This window comes from Methylobacterium terricola, from assembly GCF_006151805.1.
GTDB classification, from domain to species: Bacteria; Pseudomonadota; Alphaproteobacteria; order Rhizobiales; family Beijerinckiaceae; genus Methylobacterium; species Methylobacterium terricola.
The window spans coordinates 1-21687 of record NZ_VDDA01000013.1; the positions used below are offsets into that span (position 1 = coordinate 1).

General features: G+C 71.2%; 19 protein-coding genes and 1 pseudogene. 14 read left to right on the forward strand and 6 right to left on the reverse strand.

Translation table 11 applies throughout. The annotated features are described in order from the left end of the window. Positions 1-174 (reverse strand): annotated as a pseudogene (gene glyA, locus FF100_RS23170) (serine hydroxymethyltransferase); the annotation flags it as partial. A gap of 616 nt (positions 175-790) precedes the next feature. Here glyA and FF100_RS23175 point away from each other — a divergent pair. Next, positions 791-1618 (forward strand): outer membrane protein, encoded by an 828-nt coding sequence (locus FF100_RS23175; protein ID WP_139038133.1) that lies wholly within the window; start codon positions 791-793, stop codon positions 1616-1618. A gap of 41 nt (positions 1619-1659) precedes the next feature. Here FF100_RS23175 and FF100_RS23180 read toward each other — a convergent pair whose 3' ends face one another. Both FF100_RS23180 and FF100_RS23185 read right to left on the reverse strand, forming a co-directional pair. Continuing rightward, positions 1660-1872, reverse strand: coding sequence for a SlyX family protein (locus FF100_RS23180; RefSeq protein WP_139038134.1), 213 nt, complete (start codon positions 1870-1872; stop codon positions 1660-1662). 192 nt (positions 1873-2064) lie between these two features. After that, positions 2065-3357 (reverse strand): L,D-transpeptidase family protein, encoded by a 1293-nt coding sequence (locus FF100_RS23185; RefSeq protein WP_139038135.1) that lies wholly within the window; start codon positions 3355-3357, stop codon positions 2065-2067. 262 nt (positions 3358-3619) lie between these two features. On the opposite strand from FF100_RS23185, the gene FF100_RS23190 reads away from it, so the two are divergent. The 8 genes from FF100_RS23190 to ssb all read left to right on the forward strand — a co-directional run bounded on the left by FF100_RS23190 (position 3620) and on the right by ssb (position 11089). After that, a complete protein-coding gene (locus FF100_RS23190) occupies positions 3620-3985 on the forward strand; it encodes a hypothetical protein (RefSeq protein WP_139038136.1) in 366 nt (121 codons plus the stop codon). A gap of 55 nt (positions 3986-4040) precedes the next feature. Then, positions 4041-5012, forward strand: a complete 972-nt coding sequence (locus FF100_RS23195; protein WP_139038137.1) for a DUF1775 domain-containing protein — start codon at positions 4041-4043, stop codon at positions 5010-5012. 142 nt (positions 5013-5154) lie between these two features. Continuing rightward, positions 5155-5427 (forward strand): hypothetical protein, encoded by a 273-nt coding sequence (locus tag FF100_RS23200; protein ID WP_139038138.1) that lies wholly within the window; start codon positions 5155-5157, stop codon positions 5425-5427. A gap of 230 nt (positions 5428-5657) precedes the next feature. Further along, positions 5658-6935 (forward strand): O-acetylhomoserine aminocarboxypropyltransferase, encoded by a 1278-nt coding sequence (locus FF100_RS23205; RefSeq protein WP_139038139.1) that lies wholly within the window; start codon positions 5658-5660, stop codon positions 6933-6935. Between the two features lie 240 nt (positions 6936-7175). After that, on the forward strand, positions 7176-8351 hold the full coding sequence (locus FF100_RS23210) for a sensor histidine kinase (RefSeq protein WP_139038140.1): 1176 nt from the start codon (positions 7176-7178) through the stop codon (positions 8349-8351). 199 nt (positions 8352-8550) lie between these two features. After that, the gene (locus FF100_RS23215) at positions 8551-8985 is read left to right on the forward strand and encodes a response regulator (RefSeq protein WP_139038141.1); all 435 of its coding nucleotides are present in this window, start codon (positions 8551-8553) and stop codon (positions 8983-8985) included. A 25-nt stretch (positions 8986-9010) separates the two neighbouring features. Continuing rightward, entirely contained in the window at positions 9011-10300 is a 1290-nt protein-coding gene (locus tag FF100_RS23220; RefSeq protein WP_139038142.1) for an O-acetylhomoserine aminocarboxypropyltransferase/cysteine synthase family protein, read from the forward strand. 213 nt (positions 10301-10513) lie between these two features. Next, complete coding sequence (ssb, locus tag FF100_RS23225) at positions 10514-11089, forward strand: single-stranded DNA-binding protein (RefSeq protein WP_139038143.1); 576 nt, start codon at positions 10514-10516, stop codon at positions 11087-11089. 722 nt (positions 11090-11811) lie between these two features. Here the strand turns inward: ssb and FF100_RS23230 are convergent. Next, on the reverse strand, positions 11812-13986 hold the full coding sequence (locus tag FF100_RS23230) for a malate synthase G (RefSeq protein WP_139038144.1): 2175 nt from the start codon (positions 13984-13986) through the stop codon (positions 11812-11814). A 304-nt stretch (positions 13987-14290) separates the two neighbouring features. On the opposite strand from FF100_RS23230, the gene FF100_RS23235 reads away from it, so the two are divergent. Further along, entirely contained in the window at positions 14291-15052 is a 762-nt protein-coding gene (locus FF100_RS23235) for a DUF2076 domain-containing protein (RefSeq protein WP_139038145.1), read from the forward strand. A gap of 60 nt (positions 15053-15112) precedes the next feature. On the opposite strand, the gene FF100_RS23240 is transcribed toward FF100_RS23235, so the two are convergent. Continuing rightward, positions 15113-16108, reverse strand: coding sequence for a L,D-transpeptidase (locus FF100_RS23240; RefSeq protein ID WP_281287311.1), 996 nt, complete (start codon positions 16106-16108; stop codon positions 15113-15115). 240 nt (positions 16109-16348) lie between these two features. Between FF100_RS23240 and FF100_RS23245 the strand changes: the two genes are divergently transcribed. Further along, the gene (locus FF100_RS23245; protein WP_139038146.1) at positions 16349-17065 is read left to right on the forward strand and encodes a protein phosphatase CheZ; all 717 of its coding nucleotides are present in this window, start codon (positions 16349-16351) and stop codon (positions 17063-17065) included. A 273-nt stretch (positions 17066-17338) separates the two neighbouring features. On the opposite strand, the gene FF100_RS23250 is transcribed toward FF100_RS23245, so the two are convergent. Then, a complete protein-coding gene (locus FF100_RS23250; protein ID WP_139038147.1) occupies positions 17339-18445 on the reverse strand; it encodes a glycosyltransferase family 61 protein in 1107 nt (368 codons plus the stop codon). A gap of 113 nt (positions 18446-18558) precedes the next feature. Between FF100_RS23250 and uvrC the strand changes: the two genes are divergently transcribed. The 3 genes from uvrC (at position 18559) to moaD (ending at position 21551) form a co-directional block, all read left to right on the forward strand. Beyond that, positions 18559-20610 (forward strand): excinuclease ABC subunit UvrC, encoded by a 2052-nt coding sequence (gene uvrC, locus FF100_RS23255; RefSeq protein WP_139038148.1) that lies wholly within the window; start codon positions 18559-18561, stop codon positions 20608-20610. Between the two features lie 79 nt (positions 20611-20689). Further along, the gene (gene pgsA / locus FF100_RS23260; RefSeq protein ID WP_139038149.1) at positions 20690-21289 is read left to right on the forward strand and encodes a CDP-diacylglycerol--glycerol-3-phosphate 3-phosphatidyltransferase; all 600 of its coding nucleotides are present in this window, start codon (positions 20690-20692) and stop codon (positions 21287-21289) included. A gap of 10 nt (positions 21290-21299) precedes the next feature. Beyond that, positions 21300-21551, forward strand: a complete 252-nt coding sequence (moaD, locus tag FF100_RS23265; RefSeq protein ID WP_139038150.1) for a molybdopterin converting factor subunit 1 — start codon at positions 21300-21302, stop codon at positions 21549-21551. The last annotated feature ends 136 nt before the right edge of the window (positions 21552-21687 follow it).

Sequence of the window (21687 nt, forward strand, 5' to 3'; positions counted from 1 at the left end):
CTGCGCCTCGAGGACGGCGCGGGAGACGATGTTCTCCGAGGCGATCAGCTCGATCTCGTGCTGCTGGCGGCCGAGCTCCTGCGCGACCGCACCGGCGAGCTCCGGATCGACGTCGGACAAGGACGCGGAGAAGAACGAGTTGGACCGGGAAGTGGCGGCGGTGCCCACGCTCATGATGGCCTCAGGGTTGTCGGGAATCGCCCGGACGGAGCGCCGGCGCGGAAGTCAAGGATCGGGATCGGCCGGCTTCTACACGCGGGCGACCGAGAGTCCAAGGCCACGAAGGCCGGACCTTCCGCCGCGTGCGCCACCGGGCATCGGCCCGTGTGACGGGGTGATCGTGACCGGCGGCCGGTCCCGATCTGCGCGCAGATTGGATTTGAACCGACGAGAAATAAACTCAAAAAAATTGAAAGCGCCGTTGGGGAAAATTCGCGGGGTCGGGCGCCCTCCCCCGGCGCGGCATCCGGGCGGCAGGGGCGGGACCTCGCACCCCTCGGCGCCGCGTCGACCGCCACCCGTGGCGGTCAGCGATCGACGCGTCGCGCCCCGAACATTCACCAGTCACGGTCTTTAATCCCGACTCACGAAAATTTTATAGACAGTCTTTCTGCCCTCCGGATCGTGTCATTCCGGCCACGTCGAGCGAAGAAGCGGCCGAAACTCTTGCCTTGACGAGGACCGGGCGCCGGATTTTCCCACGGCGTGACTGTCAGGCCCTTGGAGGCCGTGCGGCGGCCGGGCACAGGTTGGCGGCGTCTTGATCGCGCAAGAGGGAAATCCGGGATCCATGCTGAAGTCGCTGCTCACTGCCGGCACCGCCGTCGCCCTGTCCGTCGGCGCTGCCTCCGCCGCCGACCTGCCGCGGCGCGTCGCGCCGCCGCCGGTCTTCACGCCGGTTCCGGTCTTCACCTGGACCGGGGCCTATTTCGGCATCAATGCCGGCTACGCCTATACCGAGGCCGACCGGGTCACCACCGTCGGCATCGGCGCGCTCCAGGCCAACGTGAATAACGGGCTGCGCCGCGGGAGCGTCCCGCTGGCGCAGGACGGCTTCACCGCCGGCGGCCAGGTCGGCTACAATTACCAGTTCACGCCGGGCTCCGGCATCGTCGTCGGCCTCGAGGCCGACGCCGCCTATACCGACCTGAACCGCCGCCGCACCGAGTCGATCTTCCTGCCGGCGTTCAACCCGAACCAGCTGACCAACACCTACCGGGCCGATCTCAGCTTCCTCGGCACGGTGCGGGGCCGGATCGGCTACGCCTTCGACCGGTTCCTGGTCTACGGCACCGGTGGCTTCGCCTACGGCGACGTGACCCAGACGGTCGCCTTCCAGACCGGCGCGCCGCAGACCTATTTCGGCAGCCGCTCGCGGATCGAGACCGGCTACGCCTATGGCGGCGGCGTCGAGTACGCCCTGCCGACCGACTCGTTCCTGAACTTCTTCAAGTCGAACGCCGTCACGGTGAAGGTCGAGTACCTGCGCTACGACCTCGGCAGCCGCAACCTGCTGGTCGCCTCGACCGGCGGCCCGGGCGTCGGCTACGTCTCGCGCTTCCGCACCGAGGGCAGCCTGGTGCGCGCCGGCCTGAACTTCAAGTTCGGCACGTTCTGATCGCCCGTCCGCCCCGGGCCTCGCGGTCCGGGGCGGCTCTCTCAATAATGCGGCGGCGGCGGCTCGTCGCCGGCTTGCGCCGGGCGCTCGGCCATCTCGCGAACCCGCTCGCGCAGGGCCGCGAGGTGCCGCGTCAGCAGATCGATCGCGCTCCATTGCTCGGTGACGATGCGGTTCAGGTCCTCGATCGTCGCATCCTGGTGGGCGATGCGGGTCTCGAGCGCGTCGAGGCGGGATTCCGGGTCTTGGGTCATGGTGGTGTCCTGGGCTGGGAAACGGTTCGATCGACCCCGCCGACAGCAAGACCCGCCCTGTCCGTCCGGTGCCGCGCGGCGGAGCCCGGACGGAAGGCGGGGATCGTCGCGATGACCGGGTCGGTCCCGACCCAAACGAAACGGCCCGGGCTCACGCCCGGGCCGTCGTCGTGGTGAACCGTTTCGCGGCGATCAGTTGGTCCGGTCGTCGTCCGGCGCGTCGGGGTTGAAGTTCCGCGGGCCGGCGGCGGCGGCGGCCATCGAGGCGGTCGGGGCGCCGGCGCCGTCGCGCTTGTAGATGTCGTCGCGGAACTGCACGAGGCCGTCCGGGGTCGACCAGGCGGTGATGTAGGTCCAGTAGACCGGGATCGGCGCCACCGGCCGGGCATCGACCCGCTGGCCGCCCTGGATGATCGACTCGATCGTGTCCGGGTTGGCGTTCGGGGTGCCCTGCAGGATCCAGGACACGTATTCGCGCACGTTCTGTACACGCACGCAGCCCGACGAGACGAAGCGGAAATCGTCGCCGAAGATGCCCTTGGCCGGCGTGTCGTGCATGTACACGCCGTGCGGGTTCGGGATGTTGATCCGCACGAAGCCCATCGAGTTCAGGTCGACGCCGGGATCCTGGCGGAAGCGGTAACGGGTCGCCTCGTCCGAGTGCCAGTTGACCTGCGACGGCGGGATCTCGCGGTCGCCGTTGAAGATGCGGATCTTGTTGTCGGTCAGGTAGGCCGGATCCTTCTGCATCTTCGGGATCAGGTCCTTCTTGATGATCGAGGCCGGCACCGTCCAGTAGGGGTTGAAGTTCACCTCCTGGATCTTGGCGTTCATGATCGGCGACTGGCGGTCGATCTTGCCGACGCCGGCGGCGTGACGGGTCGCGACGTGGTCGCCGTCGACCGTCTCGACCAGGGCCGCCGGGATGTTGACGATGACGTAGCGCTCGCCGAGGTTGCCCGAGTAGGAGCGCAGGCGCACCGCGTTCAGCTCGAGCTGGCGCAGGCGGACATCCGCCGGCACGTTCATCGCCTGCACGGTCGTGATGTTCATCGAACCGGTCTGGTTCAGGCCGTGGCGGGCCTGGAACCGGCGCACGCCGGCCTCGACGTAGGAATCGTAGACCGGCGAGGAGCCGGCGGCCGGGTCGAGGTCGCCGGAGACGATCAGGCGCTGGCGCAGGGCGGTCACCGCCGGGCTCTTCGAGCCGACGCGCAGGCGCTCGGCGCCCGACACCGACTGCCAGCCGCCGCGGGCGACGATGTCGCGGTAGCGCTCGACCATCTGCTCGGTCGCCGTCAGGGTCTGCGGCGAGAGGATCGGCGTGTTGGAGCGCTGCACCCGCATCGTGGCGGCGGAATCGTAGTTCTGTGCCCACTCGGCCTGGGCCAGCGCGCCGCCCCGGTCCTGCGCCAGGGCCGGGACGGCGGTGGCGGCCAGGAGAGCCAGACCGAGCGAACCGGTGAGGGAAACGCGTGTCAGCATGGGAAATCTGCTCTCGAACCTGCGGGGGCGACGAGTCCAACGAGACGGCTTCGCCGCCGGGTTGCGCCCCATTCTATGGCCCGTGACGGTGCCGGGATGCGGTTAAGACACTATGAGGACCGGGCCAGAATGTGGCGCCGGGCGGGCATGGCTGTGAAGCGTCGAGCTGAGCTGTGGACTGCGGCAATTGTGCAACGCGGCCGGCGAGCGCGTTTCGCCGCTCCCGTGGCGGAACCCGGCCGCCTCGGCTATGTCTGCCGGGATGAGCGAGCACGGGCATCGATCGGGCGGGAGGGCGGCGCGCGGGCGCGCCGTCGTCGCCGTGCTGACGCTCTACGGGCTGGTGCTCCAGGCCTTCCTGACCGGCCTCGGCCCCGCGCCGGTCGCGGCGGGGATCGGCATCCTGTGCCAGGAGCACCCGGGTTCACCGGGGCGCGACGGCCTCGTCCACCCCCATGCCTGCTGCCCCCTCGCCTGCTCCGGCTCCGTCGCGCCGCCGGCGCCCGCGGCGGGGCAGGCATGGCCGCGCCGCGCCGCCCTCGGCCCGGTCTGGCGCGTCGCCGCCACCGCAGCCTTGCGCTCCCCGGCAGCCGGTCCCGCCTCCGCCCGCGGTCCCCCGGCCGCGTGACCTCGACCGGGCGCTCGCCGCCCCCACCCGTCACGCTCCTTCAGGACCCGATTCCATGACGTTCCCGTTCCGCGCCGGCCTCGCCGCCGCGCTCTCCCTTGCCGCCGCCCCCGCCCTCGCCCACGCGGTCCTCGCCGTCACGCAGGCGAGCCCGAACCAGACCTATCGCGGCGTGGTCCAGATCGGCCATGGCTGCGACGGGAAGCCGACCACCGGCCTCACCGTCACGATCCCCGACGGCGTGGTCGCGGCCAAGCCGATGCCGAAGGCCGGCTGGCAGCTCTCGACCGTCAAGGGCGCGTACGCCCGGCCCATCCCGTCGCATCACGGCACGATCACCGAGGGCGTGAAGGAGATCGCCTGGACTGGCGGCTCCCTGCCCGACGACCAGTACGACGAGTTCGTGTTCCAGGCTCGCCTCACCGATGCCGTGGCGCCGGGCGGCACCGTCTATTTCCCGGTGCGCCAGCAATGCGACGGCGCGGTCGTCGATTGGCGCGAGGTGCCGGCGGCCGGCCAATCGGCCCGCGACCTCAAGTCCCCGGCGCCGGGCGTGCGCATCGTGGCGGCGGCCAGCACCGCTCCCGCGGCAGCGGCTCCGGCCGGCCCGGTGAAGGCCGGCGACCTCACCATCGAGCAGCCGTGGATCCGCGCCACGCCGGGCGGCGCCAAGGTGGCGGGCGGCTACCTGCAGGTCACCAATACCGGCACCGAACCGGACCGCCTCGTCTCGGCCTCGATCCCGCTCGCCGGCCGCGGCGAGGTGCACCAGATGTCGATGGACAAGGGCGTGGCGAAGATGGCGCCGGTGGATGCCGGCCTCGTGATCAAGCCCGGCGAGACCGTGGTGCTCAAGCCCGGCGGCTACCACCTGATGTTCCTCGACCTGAAGGGCCCGGTGAAGGCCGGCGACACCCTGGAGGGCAGCCTCACCTTCGCCCGCGCCGGCACGGTGCCGGTGCGCTTCGCCGTCGGCGCCATCGGCGCCTCGGCGCCGGAGGCGGCGGGCGGCCACCAGCATCATTGAGGGGCGAGCCGGCTCCCCCCGGGCCTGTGACGCTTCGGTCACGGCGGCGGCGGATCGCGCCGAGCCTCCGCCACCTTACGCCCCGCTCGCCCGTTATCACTTCGAAGGGCCGGCTCCCGCCGGCCGCCTCGGAGTGCCGATCATGAAGCTCAGGCTCCTCGCCGCCCTCGCCGTCTCGACCCTGGCTCTCGCCGGCGCCGCCGAGGCGCAGGGCATCCCCGGCGGCATGCAGCGCGGCGCCCGCGAGGGCAACCGCGTCGCCGGCCCGGTCGGCGGCATCGTGGGCGGTGCGGTCGGCGGGGCCGTCGGCGGCGTCAACGGCGTGCTCGGCATCGATCCGGGCCGGCGCGCCTACCGCACCTCCCTGCGCGGCCGGCACGACCGCCATTACCGCCGGCACCGGCATTATCGCTAGTGCGGTACGGGGCGGGCGAGGTTTCGTCGCCCGCCCCCACTCCGGTTTAGCGAGATCGATCTTTCCCGCCCGGCCCGATCTGGAGACGTTGCTTCTCCGCAATGATCGAGAAGCCCGCCCTCGCAGCAAAACGTCCGCCTTTACTGTGCGCACGGGCGCGCGGCGGCGCTTGACCCTCAGGCCCGCCAAGTCCTAAGCACGTCGGCCAAAGACCGACGCCCGAGGACGCCATGACCGACCGCCAGCCCGGCTTCAACACCCTCGCGATCCATGCCGGCGCTGCGCCGGACGCCGCCACCGGGGCGCGGGCGACGCCGATCTACCAGACCACCTCGTTCGTGTTCGACGACGTCGACCACGCCGCCTCGCTGTTCGGGCTCCAGGCCTTCGGCAACATCTACAGCCGCATCACCAACCCGACCAACGCCGTGCTGGAGGAGCGCATCGCCGCGCTCGAAGGCGGCACCGCCGCGGTGGCGGTGGCCTCGGGTCACGCCGCCGAGTTCCTGGTGATGCACGCCCTGATGCAGCCGGGCGACGAGTTCATCGCGGCCAACAAGCTGTACGGCGGCTCGATCAACCAGTTCAACCACTCCTACAAGAACTTCGGCTGGAACGTCGTCTGGGCCGACACCGACGACCCGGCCTCGTTCGAGGCGGCGATCACGCCGCGCACCAAGGCGATCTTCATCGAGTCGATCGCCAATCCGGGCGGCGTCATCACCGACATCGCGGCGATCGCCGCGGTCGCCAAGCGCCACAACATCCCGCTCGTCGTCGACAACACCATGGCGACGCCGTACCTGATCCGGCCGTTCGAGCACGGCGCCGACATCGTGGTCCACTCGGCCACCAAGTTCCTCGGCGGCCACGGCAACTCGATCGGCGGCCTGATCGTCGACGGCGGCAGCTTCACCTGGGCCGGCGACGCGCGCTACCCGATGCTGTCGCAGCCGCGGCCGGAATATGCCGGCATGGTCCTGTCCGAGACCTTCGGCAATTTCGGCTTCGCCATCGCCGTGCGGGTGCTCGGCCTGCGCGACCTCGGACCGGCCCTGTCGCCGTTCAACGCGTTCCTGATCATCAACGGCATCGAGACCCTGCCGCTGCGGATGCAGCGCCATTCCGACAACGCCCAGACGGTCGCCGAGCACCTGAGCCGCCATCCGGCGGTGGCCTGGGTCAGCTATCCGGGCCTCGAGACCGACCGCTACCATCAGCTGCACAAGCGCTACTGCCCGCACGGCGCCGGCGCGGTGTTCACCTTCGGCCTCAAGGGCGGGTACGAGGCCGGCATCGCCCTCGTCTCGAACCTGAAGCTGTTCTCGCACCTCGCCAATATCGGCGACACGCGCTCGCTGGTGATCCACCCGGCCTCGACCACCCACCGCCAGCTCACCGACGAGCAGAAGACCCGGGCCGGCGCCGGCCCCGAGGTGGTGCGCCTCTCGGTCGGCATCGAGGATCCCCGCGACCTGATCGCCGACCTCGACCAGGCGCTGGCCTGACGCCGGCGGCCCGGCCGGTCAGCGGCTGGGCCGTCCCACGCCAATCCGCGACAAAAGATCCCCACGCCGCCGGCGCCCTTCCGCTGGTGCCGGACGGCGGCTGAAAATTTTCCCCAAGCATTGCCGCCAAGCCTGCTCCCGTGATCTATTGCGGGGGTCCAGCCCCGGAAACGGCTCAGCCACGTTGCGCCGCCGCCGGCCCGGACGACGACCGCCCGGGCGGGTCTGGAGGCTGGTGCGATGGTCGCCCACGACGCCGACGCCGAACGCGCCTCCCCCGAGGAAACGGGGCGCCGTCGCGCGATCCGCGAGGAGACCGCCCGCCTGCGTGCGCTCCTGCGCGCGGCCGGAACCGACCCCCAGGCCGGCTTCCCCGGGTCGGCAGCCGACTGGGAGGCACGCCTCGCCACCGCCGAGGAGCTGAATGCCCGCCTGCGGGCGAGCGAGGCCTTCACCGCGCGCCTGCTGGCGGCGAGCCGCGACAGCATCCAGGTCCTCAGCTTGGACGGCACGGTGCAGTGGCTGAGCGAGGGCGGCCGCGCCGCCGCCGGACGGCCCGACGAGGACGTGATCGGCACCCCCTGGGCCGCGTCCTGGCAGGACGGCGACCGCGTCGCCGCCGAGGTGGCCTTGGCCGCCGCCCGGACCGGACGCACCGGGCGCTTCCGCGCCCCCTCCGGCCCCCGCGACGCGCCACGCTGGTGGGACGTCGTGGTCTCCGCCATCCAGGGGCCCGATGGCGCGCCCGAACGCCTGCTCGCCGTCGCCCGCGACGTGACCGAGGCGCAGCGGGCCGAGGAGCAGCAGGCGCTGCTGATGCAGGAGATGGCGCACCGGGTGAAGAACACCCTGGCGCTGGTCCAGGCGGTGGCGGCCCAGACCCTGCGCAGCGCCACCTCGGTCGATGCGGCGATGGAGGCGTTCAACGGCCGCCTGATGGCGCTCTCGGACGCGCACGACGTGCTGATCCGCGGCGCCTGGGCCGAGGCCGACCTCGCGGCGGTCGTCGCCGGGGTGATGGCGCCGCACATCGATGCGCTCGCCGGCCGCTTCTCCGCGTCGGGGCCGGCGGTCAGCCTCGGGCCGCGGGCGGTCCTCACCCTGTCGCTGATGCTGCACGAGCTCGCCACCAACGCCGCGAAGTACGGCGCCCTGTCGAGCCCGGCGGGCCGCGTCGCCGTCACCTGGGCGCTCTCCGGCGACGAGGCGGCCCTGCTGCGCCTGCGCTGGCAGGAGAGCGACGGCCCGCCCGTGGCGCCGCCCCGGCGCGGCGGGTTCGGCTCCCGGCTGATCGAGCGCAGCCTGGTGCACAGCTTCGGTGGCCGGGTCGGCCTGCGCTTCCCGACCGAAGGGGTGGTGATGGAGTTCGAGGCGCCGCTGGCGGCGATGCAGGACGGGATCTCCGAGCGATCCTGACGGCAGGACGGGCCGCGCGGCGACGGGGCGGGACTTGCTCGACCCAGCCTTCCTGCGGGCGCGCGAAGGCGGCGCGCACGATCGGTTCCCGGAACGGGGCTACCTGACGCACGGTCCCGCGGCCTGATCCGGCCACGCTTGACCCCCGCCAAGCGGACCCATAGGCAGCAACCTTTCGTCCCCGCTCGCATTGGCCGCGATGACATCTGATCCGGATCGAACGCCCTCCGACGCGCAGCACGGGGGGCCCAGCCCCGCCTGCGACGCCGCTCCCGTGGTGCTCCTCGTCGAGGATGACGGCCTGCTGCTGATGGAGGCCGCCGACACCCTGGCCGAAGCCGGGTTCACCGTGCTGGAAGCGCCCCACGCCGACCAGGCGCTCGCGGTGCTGGAGAGTCGTCCCGACGTCGAGTTGCTGATGACCGACGTCGACATGCCGCTCGGCTCGATGAACGGCTTTGCTCTCGCCCGCCTGGTCTCGCGGCGCTGGCCGCGCATCCCGGTGCTGGTGGTCTCGGGCATGGGCAGCCCCGGCCCGCACGACATGCCGCCGGGCGCGCGCTTCATTCCCAAGCCCTACGCACCGTCTGCCCTGGTACGGACCCTGCACGATACCGTGCGCCGCGCCGCGTGAGCTGACATTTCCACGGACGATTCCGATGACCGATCCGACCAAGCTGCACTTCGCCACCCGGGCGGTCCATGCCGGCACCGCCCCCGACCCGGCGACCGGCGCCCGGGCGCAGCCGATCTACTTCACCAACGGCTTCGTGTTCGAATCGAACGAGCAGGCCGCCGACATCTTCGCCATGCGGGCGACGGGCTTCTCGTATTCCCGCGGCTCGAACCCGACCGTGGCCGCCCTGGAGCGCCGGGTCGCGGCGCTGGAGAGCGCCAAGGCCGCGGTCGCGGTGGCCTCCGGCCAGTCGGCGATGCTGCTGGTGCTGATGACCCTGATGCGGTCGGGCGACGCCTACGTCGCCTCGTCGCGGCTGTTCGGCGGGTCGCTCGGCCTGATGCGCCGGCTCGAGGGCCGCTACGACCTCGTGCCGCAATTCACCCGCGGCCTGACGCCGGAGGATTTCGAGGCGGCGATCACCGAGCAGACCCGGGCGATCGTGTGCGAGTCGATCGTCAACCCGTGCGGCACGGTGATCGACCTCGAAGGCGTCGCCGCGGTCGCGCACAAGCACGGCCTGCCGCTCGTCGTCGACAATACGCTCGCCTCCCCCGCCCTGATCCGGCCGATCGAGCACGGCGCCGACATCGTCGTCCACTCGACCTCGAAGTTCCTGTCGGGCTCCGGCACGGTGATCGGCGGCATCGTCTGCGACGGCGGTCGTTTCGACTGGAAGGGGACGGGCCGCTACAACCTGATCAACGAGCCCTGGCCGGACTATGACGGCCTCGTCGTCTCCGAGCGCTTCCCCGAGACCGCCTTCGCGGTGGCCTGCCGGCTGTTCGGCCTGCGCGACCTCGGCCCCGGCCTGTCGCCGATGAACGCCTTCCTGACGCTCACCGGCACCGAGACCCTGCCGCTGCGCATGGAGCGCCACTGCGCCAATGCCAAGGCCGTCGCGGCCTTCCTCAAGGACCATCCGAAGGTGGCCTGGGTCAGCTACCCGTCGCTGCCGGGCCAGCCCGGCGAGGCGATGGCGAACCGTTACGTGCCGATGGGCGCCGGCTCGATCTTCACCGTCGGCTTCAAGGGCGGCGAGGCGGCGGCCCAGACGTTCATCACCGGGCTCAACCTGATCTCGCACCTCGTCAATATCGGCGAGATCAAATCCCTGGCGATCCACCCGGCGACCACGACCCACCGCCAGTTGCCCGCCGCCGACAAGGAGGCCGCCCGGGTCGGCCCGGACACCGTGCGGCTGTCGATCGGCCTTGAATCGATCGAGGACCTGATCGCCGACGTGGCGCAGTCGCTCGACGCGCTCGACTGATCCATCGCGCCGTCCGGACAACCCGGACGGCGCTTGCCTCGTTCATCGAACAAATGTAGAACAGGCTCAGGGTCCCGGCATGTGTGTAGCGGGCACAAGGCGCCCCCTGCCCTTGCCGGTCCCGGCCTGTTCGGCCCAACTCGCGCGACCGAAGCGGTTCCGCGGCGTCGGCCGGGCATGCGCCCGAGTGAGATGGAACGAGAGGAGAGCGTGATGGCGGGCAGCGTGAACAAGGTGATTCTGGTGGGCAATCTCGGGCGCGACCCCGAGACCCGCCGGCTGGCCTCCGGCGACCCGGTGGTGAACCTGCGCTTGGCCACGTCGGAGTCCTGGAAGGACAAGGCGTCGGGCGAGCGCAAGGAGAAGACCGAGTGGCACTCGGTCGTGATCTACAACGAGAACCTGGCCCGGGTCGCCGAGCAGTACCTGCGCAAGGGCTCGAAGGTCTACGTCGAGGGTCAGCTCCAGACCCGCAAGTGGCAGGACCAGTCCGGCCAGGAGAAGTACACGACCGAGATCGTGCTGCAGCGCTTCCGCGGCGAGCTGACGATCCTCGACGGCCGCGGCGGCGGGGCCGAGGGCGGCATGTCCGAGATGGGCGCCGACGACATGGGCGGCGGCCAGATCAGCCGCGGCGGCGATTACGGCGGTGGCGGCGGCAATGGCGGCGGTGGTCGCAGCTCCGGCGGGCGCTCCTCGTCCGGCGGTGGCGAGCGGCGCCCGGCCCCGGCGTCGAGCGGCGGCAACCAGAAGCGCTACGACGACCTGGACGACGATATCCCGTTCTAGGGCTTCGGCGTCCCGTTCGGTGTATCGATGGCGGCCCGGATCGGATGATCCGGGCCGCCAATCATTTCCATGCACGCCGACGAACCAGGCGCTACCGGTCATCGAGCGACCGGCTCCCTTCATGGTTTCCCATCACTGCCTTGCGGCATGCTCCTGATGAGCGAGCGCCGTAGGGATGAAGTGTGACAGGCCGGACCAGCAAGACCGCCGCGAAGTCATCGTCGTCAACAGGGCCACACAGATCGCCTCTGCTGGCCTTCCCAAGCCGGTTCGCGAGATGGCGGATGCCTTGACGACACTCTTGCAGAACGGATTCAGTCCGCCGGCCGGTCGCCATCGGCAGCGCGAAGGATCGCTCGCGCGGATGAGCGAGTTCCACATCCCGCAGAGAACGAGATCGCACTCGCCCTCGAAGTCCGACGACTTACCGGGGAGCGGGCGTGTGACGTCACCGGAACCGAGCAGGCCGCCTCATTACGTTACGTCAGTTGACAGATGACGCCTTGCGCGTTGCCCGTCCTGATGCGGATTCTCGCCTCGCTCGGAGAGGAGGTCCGTCTGGCCTGGTCGGACGCCTCGGGCGACGACGGTCGCATCATGGCGGGCGTTCATGAGACGCCCGAAGCGGCGTAAGCCCGGCCGATCGGCCACCGCGGACGGACGGTCGCGCGAGCCGCAGCGGGGCGCCCGACCTGCGTCGGACGCCCCTCCCCTGCCTTGCCTCAGGCCGGCGCGCCGCCGGCCTTCGCCTCGCGCCGGCGGGCGTGCAGCACGTACTCGGTGTAGCCGTTCGGCTGCACCCGGCCCTTGAACACCAGGTCGCAGGCGGCCTGGAAGGCCGGCCCGTCGAAGCCCGGCGCCATCGGCCGGTAGAGCGGATCGCCGGCATTCTGGCGGTCGACCACCTTGGCCATCCGCTTCATCGTCTCCATCACCTGTGCCTCGGACACCACGCCGTGGTGCAGCCAGTTGGCGATGTGCTGCGACGAGATCCGCAGGGTGGCGCGGTCCTCCATGAGGGCCACGTCGTGGATGTCGGGCACCTTGGAGCAGCCGACGCCCTGGTCGATCCAGCGCACGACGTAGCCGAGGATGCTCTGGACGTTGTTGTCGATCTCCTGCTGGACGTCGTCGGGGGCGAAGTTCGAGCGGGCGAGCGGGATCTGCAGGATCTCGTCGAGGGCCGAGCGCGGCCGGCGCGCCAGCTCCTGCTGGCGGGCCTTCACGTCGGTCTCGTGGTAGTGCAGCGCGTGCAGGGTCGCGGCGGTCGGCGAGGGCACCCAGGCGGTCGAGGCGCCGGCCTTCGGGTGGGCGCCCTTCTGCATCAGCATGTCGGCCATGGCGTCGGGGGCCGCCCACATGCCCTTGCCGATCTGTGCCCGGCCGAGCAGGCCGCAGGCGAGGCCGACATCGACGTTGTTCTCCTCGTAGCCCTTGATCCAGGGCGTGCCCTTCATGTCGTTCTTGCGGATGACCGGGCCGGCCTCCATCGAGGTGTGGATCTCGTCGCCGGTGCGGTCGAGGAAGCCGGTATTGATGAACACCACCCGCTCCGACGCCGCCTTGATGCAGGCGGCGAGGTTGACCGTGGTGCGGCGCTCCTCGTCCATGATGCCCATCTTGAGGGTGTTGGGCGCCAGGCCCAGCATCGCCTCGACCCGGGTGAACAGCTCGACCGCGAAGGCGACCTCGTCCGGCCCGTGCATCTTCGGCTTGACGATGTAGACCGAACCGCGGCGGCTGTTGCGGATCGCCGACGTGCCCTTGAGGTCGTGGATCGCGATCAGCGCGGTGACGGCAGCGTCGAGGATGCCCTCCGGCACCTCGGCGCCGGTCTCGTCGAGAACCGCGTCGGTGAACATGTGGTGGCCGACATTGCGCACCAGCATCAGCGAGCGGCCGGGCACGCTGACCTCGCCCGCGCCGTCGGGCGCGGTGTAGGTGCGGTCGGGGTTGAGCTTGCGCTCGAAGCGGCGCCCGTCCTTCTCGACCGCGGCCGAGAGGGTGCCGTTCATCAGGCCGAGCCAGTTGCGGTAGACCACGACCTTGTCGTCGGCATCGACCGCCGCGACCGAATCCTCGAGGTCCATGATGGTCGAGACCGCGGACTCGACCAGGAGGTCGGCGACGCCGGACGCGTCGAAGCGGCCGATCCGGTGGGTGCGGTCGAGGACGATCTCGGCGTGAAGGCCGTGATGGCGCAGGAGGAGCGCCGTCGGCGAGCTGGCCTTGCCGCGATAGCCCACGAAGGCCTCCGGCCGGGCAAGCGGGATGGTGTCGCCGGTGTTCATGTTGCCGACGAGCTGGCCGCCCTCGACCGCGTAGGTCACCACGTCGGCGTGGCGGCCGCCGGCGAGCGGCAGGTTGCGGTCGAGGAAGGCGCGGGCGCGGGCCACCACCCGGGCGCCGCGGGTGCGGTTGTAGCCGCCGCCCCGGGTCGCGCCGCCCTCCTCCGACACCGCGTCGGTGCCGTAGAGCGCATCGTAGAGCGAGCCCCAGCGGGCATTGGCGGCGTTGAGCGCGTAGCGGGCGTTCGAGGTCGGCACCACGAGCTGCGGCCCGGCGATCGCCGCGATCTCGTCGTCGACGTTGTCGGTGCGCACCTGGACCGGGCCGGGATCGGGCAGCAGGTAGCCGATCTCGGTGAGGAACGCCTTGTAGGCTGCCTCGTCGACCGGCTTGCCGACCCGCTCGCGGTGATAGGCGTCGATCTTCGCCTGCAGGGCGTCGCGGGTCTCGAGCAGGGCGCGGTTGCGGGGCGCCAGATCGCGCACGATGGCGGACAGGCCGGTCCAGAACGCCTCCGGGTCGATCCCTGTCCCCGGCAGGGCTTCGTTCACCACGAAGTCGTGCAGCACCGCCGCCACCGACACGCCACCCACCGTCTTGCGATCCATGATCTTCCCTCCCGGCGGCACCCGCACGCGCCGCGTCGCGGCTCCCCCTTAACAGGGGATGCGGGCGCCGTAAAAGTCGGGGTCGCGGCAGGACGATGCGGCAATCGGCACGGGGCGGCCCCGCAGGGCCGCCCCACGCGAGACACGGCGCCGGGGATGAAGGGACGTGACGAAAACGTCATGCAGGATGTGGGCGAAAACGCTGCGCTGGCGCGTTGCCTCCCCGTGACAAATGCCGGCCCCCCTCCCATCTCGTGGGCGCCGGGCCGGGTCCGCCCACCGGCCACCGAAGGAGTACGGCTCCATGAACAGCGAAGAACGCGACGTCATCAACGGCATATTCCAGCGACTGGAGCAGGCCGCGCAGCAGCCCCGCGATGCCGACGCGGAGCGCTTCATCGCCGACAAGATCCGCGCCCAGCCCTATGCGCCCTACGCCATGGCCCAGCTCGTCTACGTGCAGGAGGAGGCGATCAAGAGCCTCAACCAGCAGCTCGAGCAGGCCCGGGCCGAGGCGCAGCGCGCGGGCCAGGGTCAGGGCGCCGGCCAGGGCTCGGGCGGCGGCGGCTTCTTCTCCAGCATCTTCGGCGGCGGGTCCCGGCCCGAGCCGCAGCAGCCGCCGCAGCGCGCCGGCGCCTGGGGCAACCAGGGCGGTGGGTACGGCCAGCAGCCGGGCTACGGCGGCCCGCCCCAGGGCTATCCGCCGCAGCAGCCGGGCTACGCCCCGCAGCAGGGCGGCCCGTGGGGCGGCCAGCCGCAGGCGCCGCAGCAGCGCGGCGGCGGCTTCCTCGCCACCGCCCTGCCGATGGCGGCGGGCGCGGCGGGTGGCATGCTGCTCGGCAGCGCGCTGAGCAACGCCTTCGCGGGCGGGCACTCCTCGCTCGGTAGCATGGCGGGCCTCGGCGGCGCCGGGACCGGCGGCGGCACGGTCGTCGAGAACAACTACTTCGGCAACCAGGGCGGCAGCGAGGATTTCGGCGCTCCGCTCGGGGGCGACGATGCCGGCTTCCAGGACGCCTCGTTCGACGGCGACATGGGCGACAGCGGCAGCGACGACTGGGTCTGACCGGCCGTCCGTCTCATGACGAAGGGCCCCGCCGCGGCAGCGCGGCGGGGCCCTGTCGCGTCAGATCACCATCACCCGCGCGCCGACCGGCACGCGCTCGTAGAGGTCCATCACGTCCTCGTTCATCATCCGGATGCAGCCCGAGGAGACCGACTGGCCGATCGTGTGCGGCTCGTTGGTGCCGTGGATGCGGTAGAGCGACGAGCCGAGATAGAGCGCCCGGGCGCCGAGCGGGTTGGCGGGGCCGCCCGCCATGTGGCGCGGCAGGTCCGGGCGGCGGCGCAGCATCTCGGCCGGCGGGGTCCAGTCCGGCCATTCGCGCTTGGCGCTGACCGTCTTCATCCCCGACCAGGTGAAGCCCGGCCGCCCGACGCCGATGCCGTAGCGCAGGGCCCGGCCGCCGGGCTGGACGAGGTAGAGGAAGTGCGACGGCGTGTCGATCACGACGGTGCCGGGCCGCTGGCCGCCGTCATAGGCGACCTCCTGGCGCTGGAAGCGCGCATCCATCGCCCGGCCGATCCCCTCCTCGCGCGCCTCCGGCACCGGCGCCGGCATGGGACGGCCTCGCGGCGTCTCGAACGGGTCGGGCGCATAGGCCTGAGCGGGATAGGACTGAGTGGGATAGGCCTGGGCCGGGTAGGCTTGGGTCGGATAGGGCTGGGCTGGGTAGGCCTGGGCCGGCACCGGGTCGCCGGACCGCGGGTAGGCGGCTGGGGCGACCGGCGCGTAGCCGACCTGAGCCTCCGAATATCCCGCCACGGCGTAGCCCGTGGTGCGGCCATAGGTGGGTTGCTGCGCGTAGGCATCCGGGGCGTAGGCCGATGGGCGGGTGCCGCGCCCGGCCAGGATCGTGCCGTCCGGGGCGACCGGCATCGGGCGCACGGCCCGGGCGACGGCGTTCGGGTCCTGCCCGGTCATCAGGTACTCGATGAAGCCGCCGCCATAGGCACCCGACGCTCCCTGCGCCAGGGCCGGAGACGTCGCGATCCCCAACCCGGCCGCGACCGCCCCGGCCAGCACCATCCCGCGCACCGTCATCGCACCCGTCCCCACCATCTGCCGGCCATCCGCCGACCATGACGCCAGGAGAGCAGGCGGGCCCAGACCGGGCCGTGAAGGAACGTGGTGAGCGTTTCGCTAAATCCCTGGCGCGAATCGTTAATTCGGGCGCATCGTGAATCCTTCGTCACCCCGGCCGCGCGCGCCGGCAGGCATTCAGCAATTCGCAATCAATCCTGGCGACATTGTCTGGGTGGGCCGTACGATGCGGCCGCGGTTGCAGGCTCTCTCGAACCCATGAAGAACAAGCGCTTCCGCATCGAGGACAGTCTCGGCGTTTCCTCTACCCCGATCGAGGCGGCTCCCTCGGCGCCCTCGGCCAACGACGAGCGGATCTCCGAGATCCTGGCAACGGTCAACGAGCTGAAGCGGCTCACCCAGACCACCACCGGCGACGTCATCGACGCCTGCCGGCGGGAGATCACCGAGGTCTACGGGCTGCGCAACGAGCTCGACGTGATGAAGGCCGCGATCGGCCGGACCAAGCACGAGATCGCGGTGCTGCATCGGCAGGATTTCGACGGCAAGGGCGTGCGCCGGGCCGCCGGCGAGCTCGACGCGGTCGTCGAGGCGACGGAGCGGGCCACCACCACCATCCTGGCCGCCGTCGAGGACATCGAGACCCACGCCTCGGTCCTGCGCTCGAGCGGGGCGCTCAAGGACCGCTCGGACGTCGACGCGATCCTGGAACGCACCGTGGTGCTCTACGAGGCCTGCAACTTCCAGGATCTGACCGGCCAGCGCATCAGCAAGATCGTCAGCGTCCTGAAGTTCGTCGAGGACCATATCGACCGGATGATCGAGGCCTGGGGCGGGATCGAGGCGTTCCGGGACCTGATGGGCGAGCGCGCCGGCGTCAGCATCGACGACGAGAGCAGCCTGCTCAACGGCCCGAAGCTCGAGGAGGATCCGGGTCACGTCGACCAGAACGACATCGACGCGCTGTTCGATTGAGCGCGGCCAACCGCTCTCCGTATCGCGAAACAACGCTCGGAGCCTGTGGCCCGGATCGCGCGAACCTGAGACCCGCCCGGTCGTTCCGGACTCCGCTCTGCGCCGCCGGAAGGACGGGGCGGGCGTTCACGCCGTCCCGCGGGTCAAGCAGGCGCTGGCGCTCCTGGCATCATCCCGTACGATGCCGTGCGGTGCCAGGATGGCGATGAAGAGGCCGACATCGCGGCACATGCCGGGCGTCGGCGCCGCGCCCCCACCGGCATGACGGCCTCATTACTGTTCTGAAGGCTCGCGTCCCGCCAGCCGGCCGAGCCGCGCCCACGCCGCCGCGAAGGCCCCGCGCTCCCCCGCCGCCAGCCGCTCGATCCGCCGCAACACCCCCTCCGCCGCCGCCCGCGGGTCGGCGAGGCGCTGCTGGCTGCCGAAGGCGCCCGGCTCGACCTCCGCCGTGCCCGGCTGGTGCAGGTAGGCGACGGTGTTGCCGCACAGGGCATCGACGAGCAGGAAGGTCGGGTTGACCTGCGGCGAGGGGCTCAGCGCCGCCACCCGCCGGCCGGGCGGCGCGAACAGGGCGGTGTGCAGGGCCGAGCCGAGGGAGCCCGCCACCACCCGGCGCCGGGCGAACAGCCGGACCTGATCCGAGAAGCTCATTGCTTCCGGGTGCAGGATCTCGACGCCCTCCCGCGCCAGGATCTCCGTCACCGCCTCCTCGTTGGCGAAGCGGCGCACGCCGACGGGCAGCCGCGTCTTGGCGAGGTAGGCCGGGCGGTCGTCGGCATCGACCTCGCCCGGATCGTAGCAGCCGGCGCCGATCCTCAGGCACAGGTCGCGGAACACCGTGTAGGCGAAGGCCTCCTCCCGGAAGGCCGGCTCCGGCACGATCACCCGGCGCAGCCGCCGGGGCGCCTCGAAGGCGTGGATGTCGCGCACGCCGACGCCCAGATGGCCCAGGATGTCGACGGCGAAGCGGTAGGGCTGCCACAGCGCCTCGTGCGTTGGAGCATAGCAGAGGATCGGCGCGGCCGGCCTCCCCTGGAGGAGGGGCCAGAACCGCGGCAGGGTGGTGACCAGGAAATGCCCGTAATGCAGGTGGGCGCCGCCGAGGAAGAGGTAGGTCTCCTCCGGCGCCTCGGGCACGTCCCCCGGCAGGCCCGCAGCCCATTCCTCCGGCCAGTCGGTGCGCTGCCAGGACGGCGTATCCCCCGGCCCGCGGATGTCGACGCTCTCAGGGATGAAGCGGCGAGCGGCATCGAACAGGGCCGAGGGCTGGCCCCGCGCCGCGCTGTGGGGCAGGTAGAGGGCGTTCTCGAACGTGCGCACGGCCGGCCGGTCGCGCCGGAGGCGCGGGATCCGGGGCGTCCGGCAATCGCGGAGCGTCATGCGGCGGTCGGGGTCAAGCGACGGAACCTCGGGCAAGGAGCTTTTCCAAGGGTGGCCTTTTAACGCCTGGACACGGTCTTTCCAGCGGCGCGTGCGCCGCCTACATCGCCAGGATGAGCCGACAGCCCGGGAACGACGTGCCGCCCGACGCCCTCGACGCGATCGAGGACGACGACGAGGCGGTGGACGCCCTCGACACCGCCCCCGAGATCGATTTCGACCTCGATGCCGGCGCGGGCGCGATCCAGGCCGGCACGGCGGTGATCCGCCGGTTCTGGACCACCCTGCCGACCTCGCCGGGCGTGTACCGGATGTTCGACGCCAAGGGTGACGTGCTCTACGTCGGCAAGGCCAAGAACCTGAAGAACCGGGTCGGGTCCTACGCCCGCGGCCAGGCGCACACCAACCGCATCGCCCGGATGATCGCCGAGACGGCCTCGATGGAGTTCGTCACCACGGCGACCGAGACCGAGGCCCTGCTGCTCGAGGCCAACCTCATCAAGCAGCTGAAGCCCCGCTTCAACGTGCTGATGCGGGACGACAAGTCCCTGCCCTACATCCTGCTCACCGCCGATTCCGACGCGCCGCAGCTCGTCAAGCATCGCGGCGCGCGGCGCCGGGCAGGGCATTATTACGGCCCCTTCGCCAGCGTCTGGGCGGTCAACCGCACGGTCAACGCGCTGCAGCGCGCCTTCCTGCTGCGGTCCTGCTCCGACAGCTACTTCGAGAACCGCACGCGGCCGTGCCTGCTCTACCAGATCAAGCGCTGCTCGGGCCCCTGCACCCACGAGATCTCGGTCGAGGACTATGCCGGCCTCGCGGCGGAAGCGCGCGGCTTCCTGTCGGGCAAGTCCAACGCCGTCAAGGAGCGCATGGCCGCCGAGATGCAGGCGGCGTCCGACGCCTGGGAGTTCGAGAAGGCGGCGCGCTACCGCGACCGCATCGCCGCGCTCGCCGCCATCCAGGGCGTGCAGGGCGTGAACACGCAAGGCATCGAGGAGGCGGACGTCTTCGCCCTCGACGAGCAGGCCGGGCAGTTCTGCATCGAGGTGTTCTTCTTTCGCAACTGGCAGAACTGGGGCAACCGGGCCTACTTTCCGAAGGCCGACCGCAGCATGAGCCCGGCCGAGGTGCTGGCCTCGTTCCTCGCCCAGTTCTACGACGACAAGCCGGCGCCCCGCCTGGTGCTGGTCTCGCACGAGATCGAGGATGCGGAGCTCGTCGCCGCCGCGCTCTCGACGCGCAGCGAGAACCGGGTCGAGATCCACGCCCCGAAGCGGGCCGAGCGCAAGAACCTCGTCGACTACGCCGCCCGCAACGCCCGCGAGGCGCTGGCGCGGCGCCTCGCCGACACCGCCTCGCAGGGCAAGCTGCTGGCGGCCTTGGGCACCTCGTTCGGGCTGGCCGCCGCGCCGCGGCGGATCGAGGTCTACGACAATTCCCACATCATGGGCACCAACGCGGTCGGCGCGATGATCGTCGCGGGGCCGACCGGCTTCATGAAGACCCATTATCGGACCTTCACCATCAAGTCCGAGGAGGTGAAGCCCGGCGACGATTATGGCATGATGCGCGAGGTGCTGCAGCGCCGGTTCGGTCGCCTCGTCAAGGAGCATCCCCGTACCCAGGCCGAGGCCGCCCGCGCCGCCGCCGAGGGGGGGCCGGCGGAGCCGGAGCCGGCGCCCGATCCGGCCGATGCGGAAGCCTTCCCGGCCTGGCCCGACCTGGTGCTGATCGACGGCGGCCGCGGCCAGCTCGAGGCGGCCCGCAAGGCCCTCGACGAGGTCGGCGTCACCGGCGTGCCGCTGGTCGGCATCGCCAAGGGGCGCGACCGCGATGCGGGGCGCGAGACCTTCTTCGTGCCCGGACAGGCGCCGTTCCGCCTGCCGCCGCGGGACCCGACGCTCTACTTCGTCCAGCGCCTGCGCGACGAGGCCCACCGCTTCGCCATCGGGGCACACCGGGCCAAGCGCAAGCGCGAGATGGTGAAGAACCCCCTCGACGAGATCCCGGGGGTCGGACCGACCCGCAAGCGCGCGCTCCTGCACCATTTCGGGACGGTGAAGGCGATCCAGCGCGCCGCCCTCGAAGACCTCGCCAAGGCGCCGGGGGTGAATGCCGCGACGGCCCGCGCCGTCTACGACTTTTTTCACGCGGATGCCTGAGGTTACGCCGATGCGCGACGCCGCGTCCGAGCCGAGTTCTGTTGACGCCCCCGCCTCTCGCGTGGTTTCACCACCTGCAATGAACGTGGTCCTGCCCCGGCGCCGCTCGACGGCCCTGAACCTTGCGAACCTCCTGACCTACGGCCGTCTGGTCGCGGTCCCGGTCGTGGTGGCGCTGCTGTTCTGGCCGCAGGACGAGACGGCGCGCTGGATCGCCGTCGCGGTCTTCGTCGTCGCGGCGATCACCGACTATCTCGACGGCTACGTCGCCCGCACCTACGCCCAGAGCTCGGCGCTCGGGCGGATGCTCGACCCGATCGCCGACAAGCTCCTCGTCGCCGCGAGCCTGCTGATGCTGTGTGCCGACGGCACGATCCGCGGCTGGTCGCTCTGGGCGGCGATCGTGATCCTGTGCCGCGAGATCCTGGTCTCGGGCCTGCGCGAGTACCTGGCCGAGCTGAAGGTCGGCGTGCCGGTGAGCCGGGTCGCCAAGTGGAAGACCGGGGTGCAGCTCGTGGCCCTCGGCGTGCTGATCGCCGGTCCCGCCGGCGAGCGGGTGCTGCCGGGCAACCTGACGCTCGGGCTCGTCCTGCTCTGGGTCGCCGCGGCGCTGACCCTCTATACCGGCTACGACTACATGCGCTCCGGCATCCGCCACGTCATCGACGACGAGAGATGAGCGACCCACGATGAAGCTCGTCTATTTCGCCTGGGTCCGCGAGCGGATCGGCCGCCCCGAGGAGACCCTCGACCTGCCGCCGGAGGTGACGACGGTCGCCGACCTCGTCACGTGGCTGAAGGGCCGCGGCGAGGAATACGCCTACGCCTTCGAGACCGAGGGCGTGGTGCGCGCCGCCGTCGACCGGGTCCACGCCAAGCCGGAGACGGTGCTCGCCGGGGCGAGCGAGGTGGCGTTCTTCCCGCCGATGACCGGGGGCTGAGACCGGCCCCGCGCTAGGTCTTCGTTCACGGAAACCTGCTCGACTTCCACGGCAACCTTGAGACCCTCCGCCTCATCCCGGGGCCGCGCAGCGGAGCCGAGGACCACGCCGAGCGTGCAGGACGGATCGGAACGCG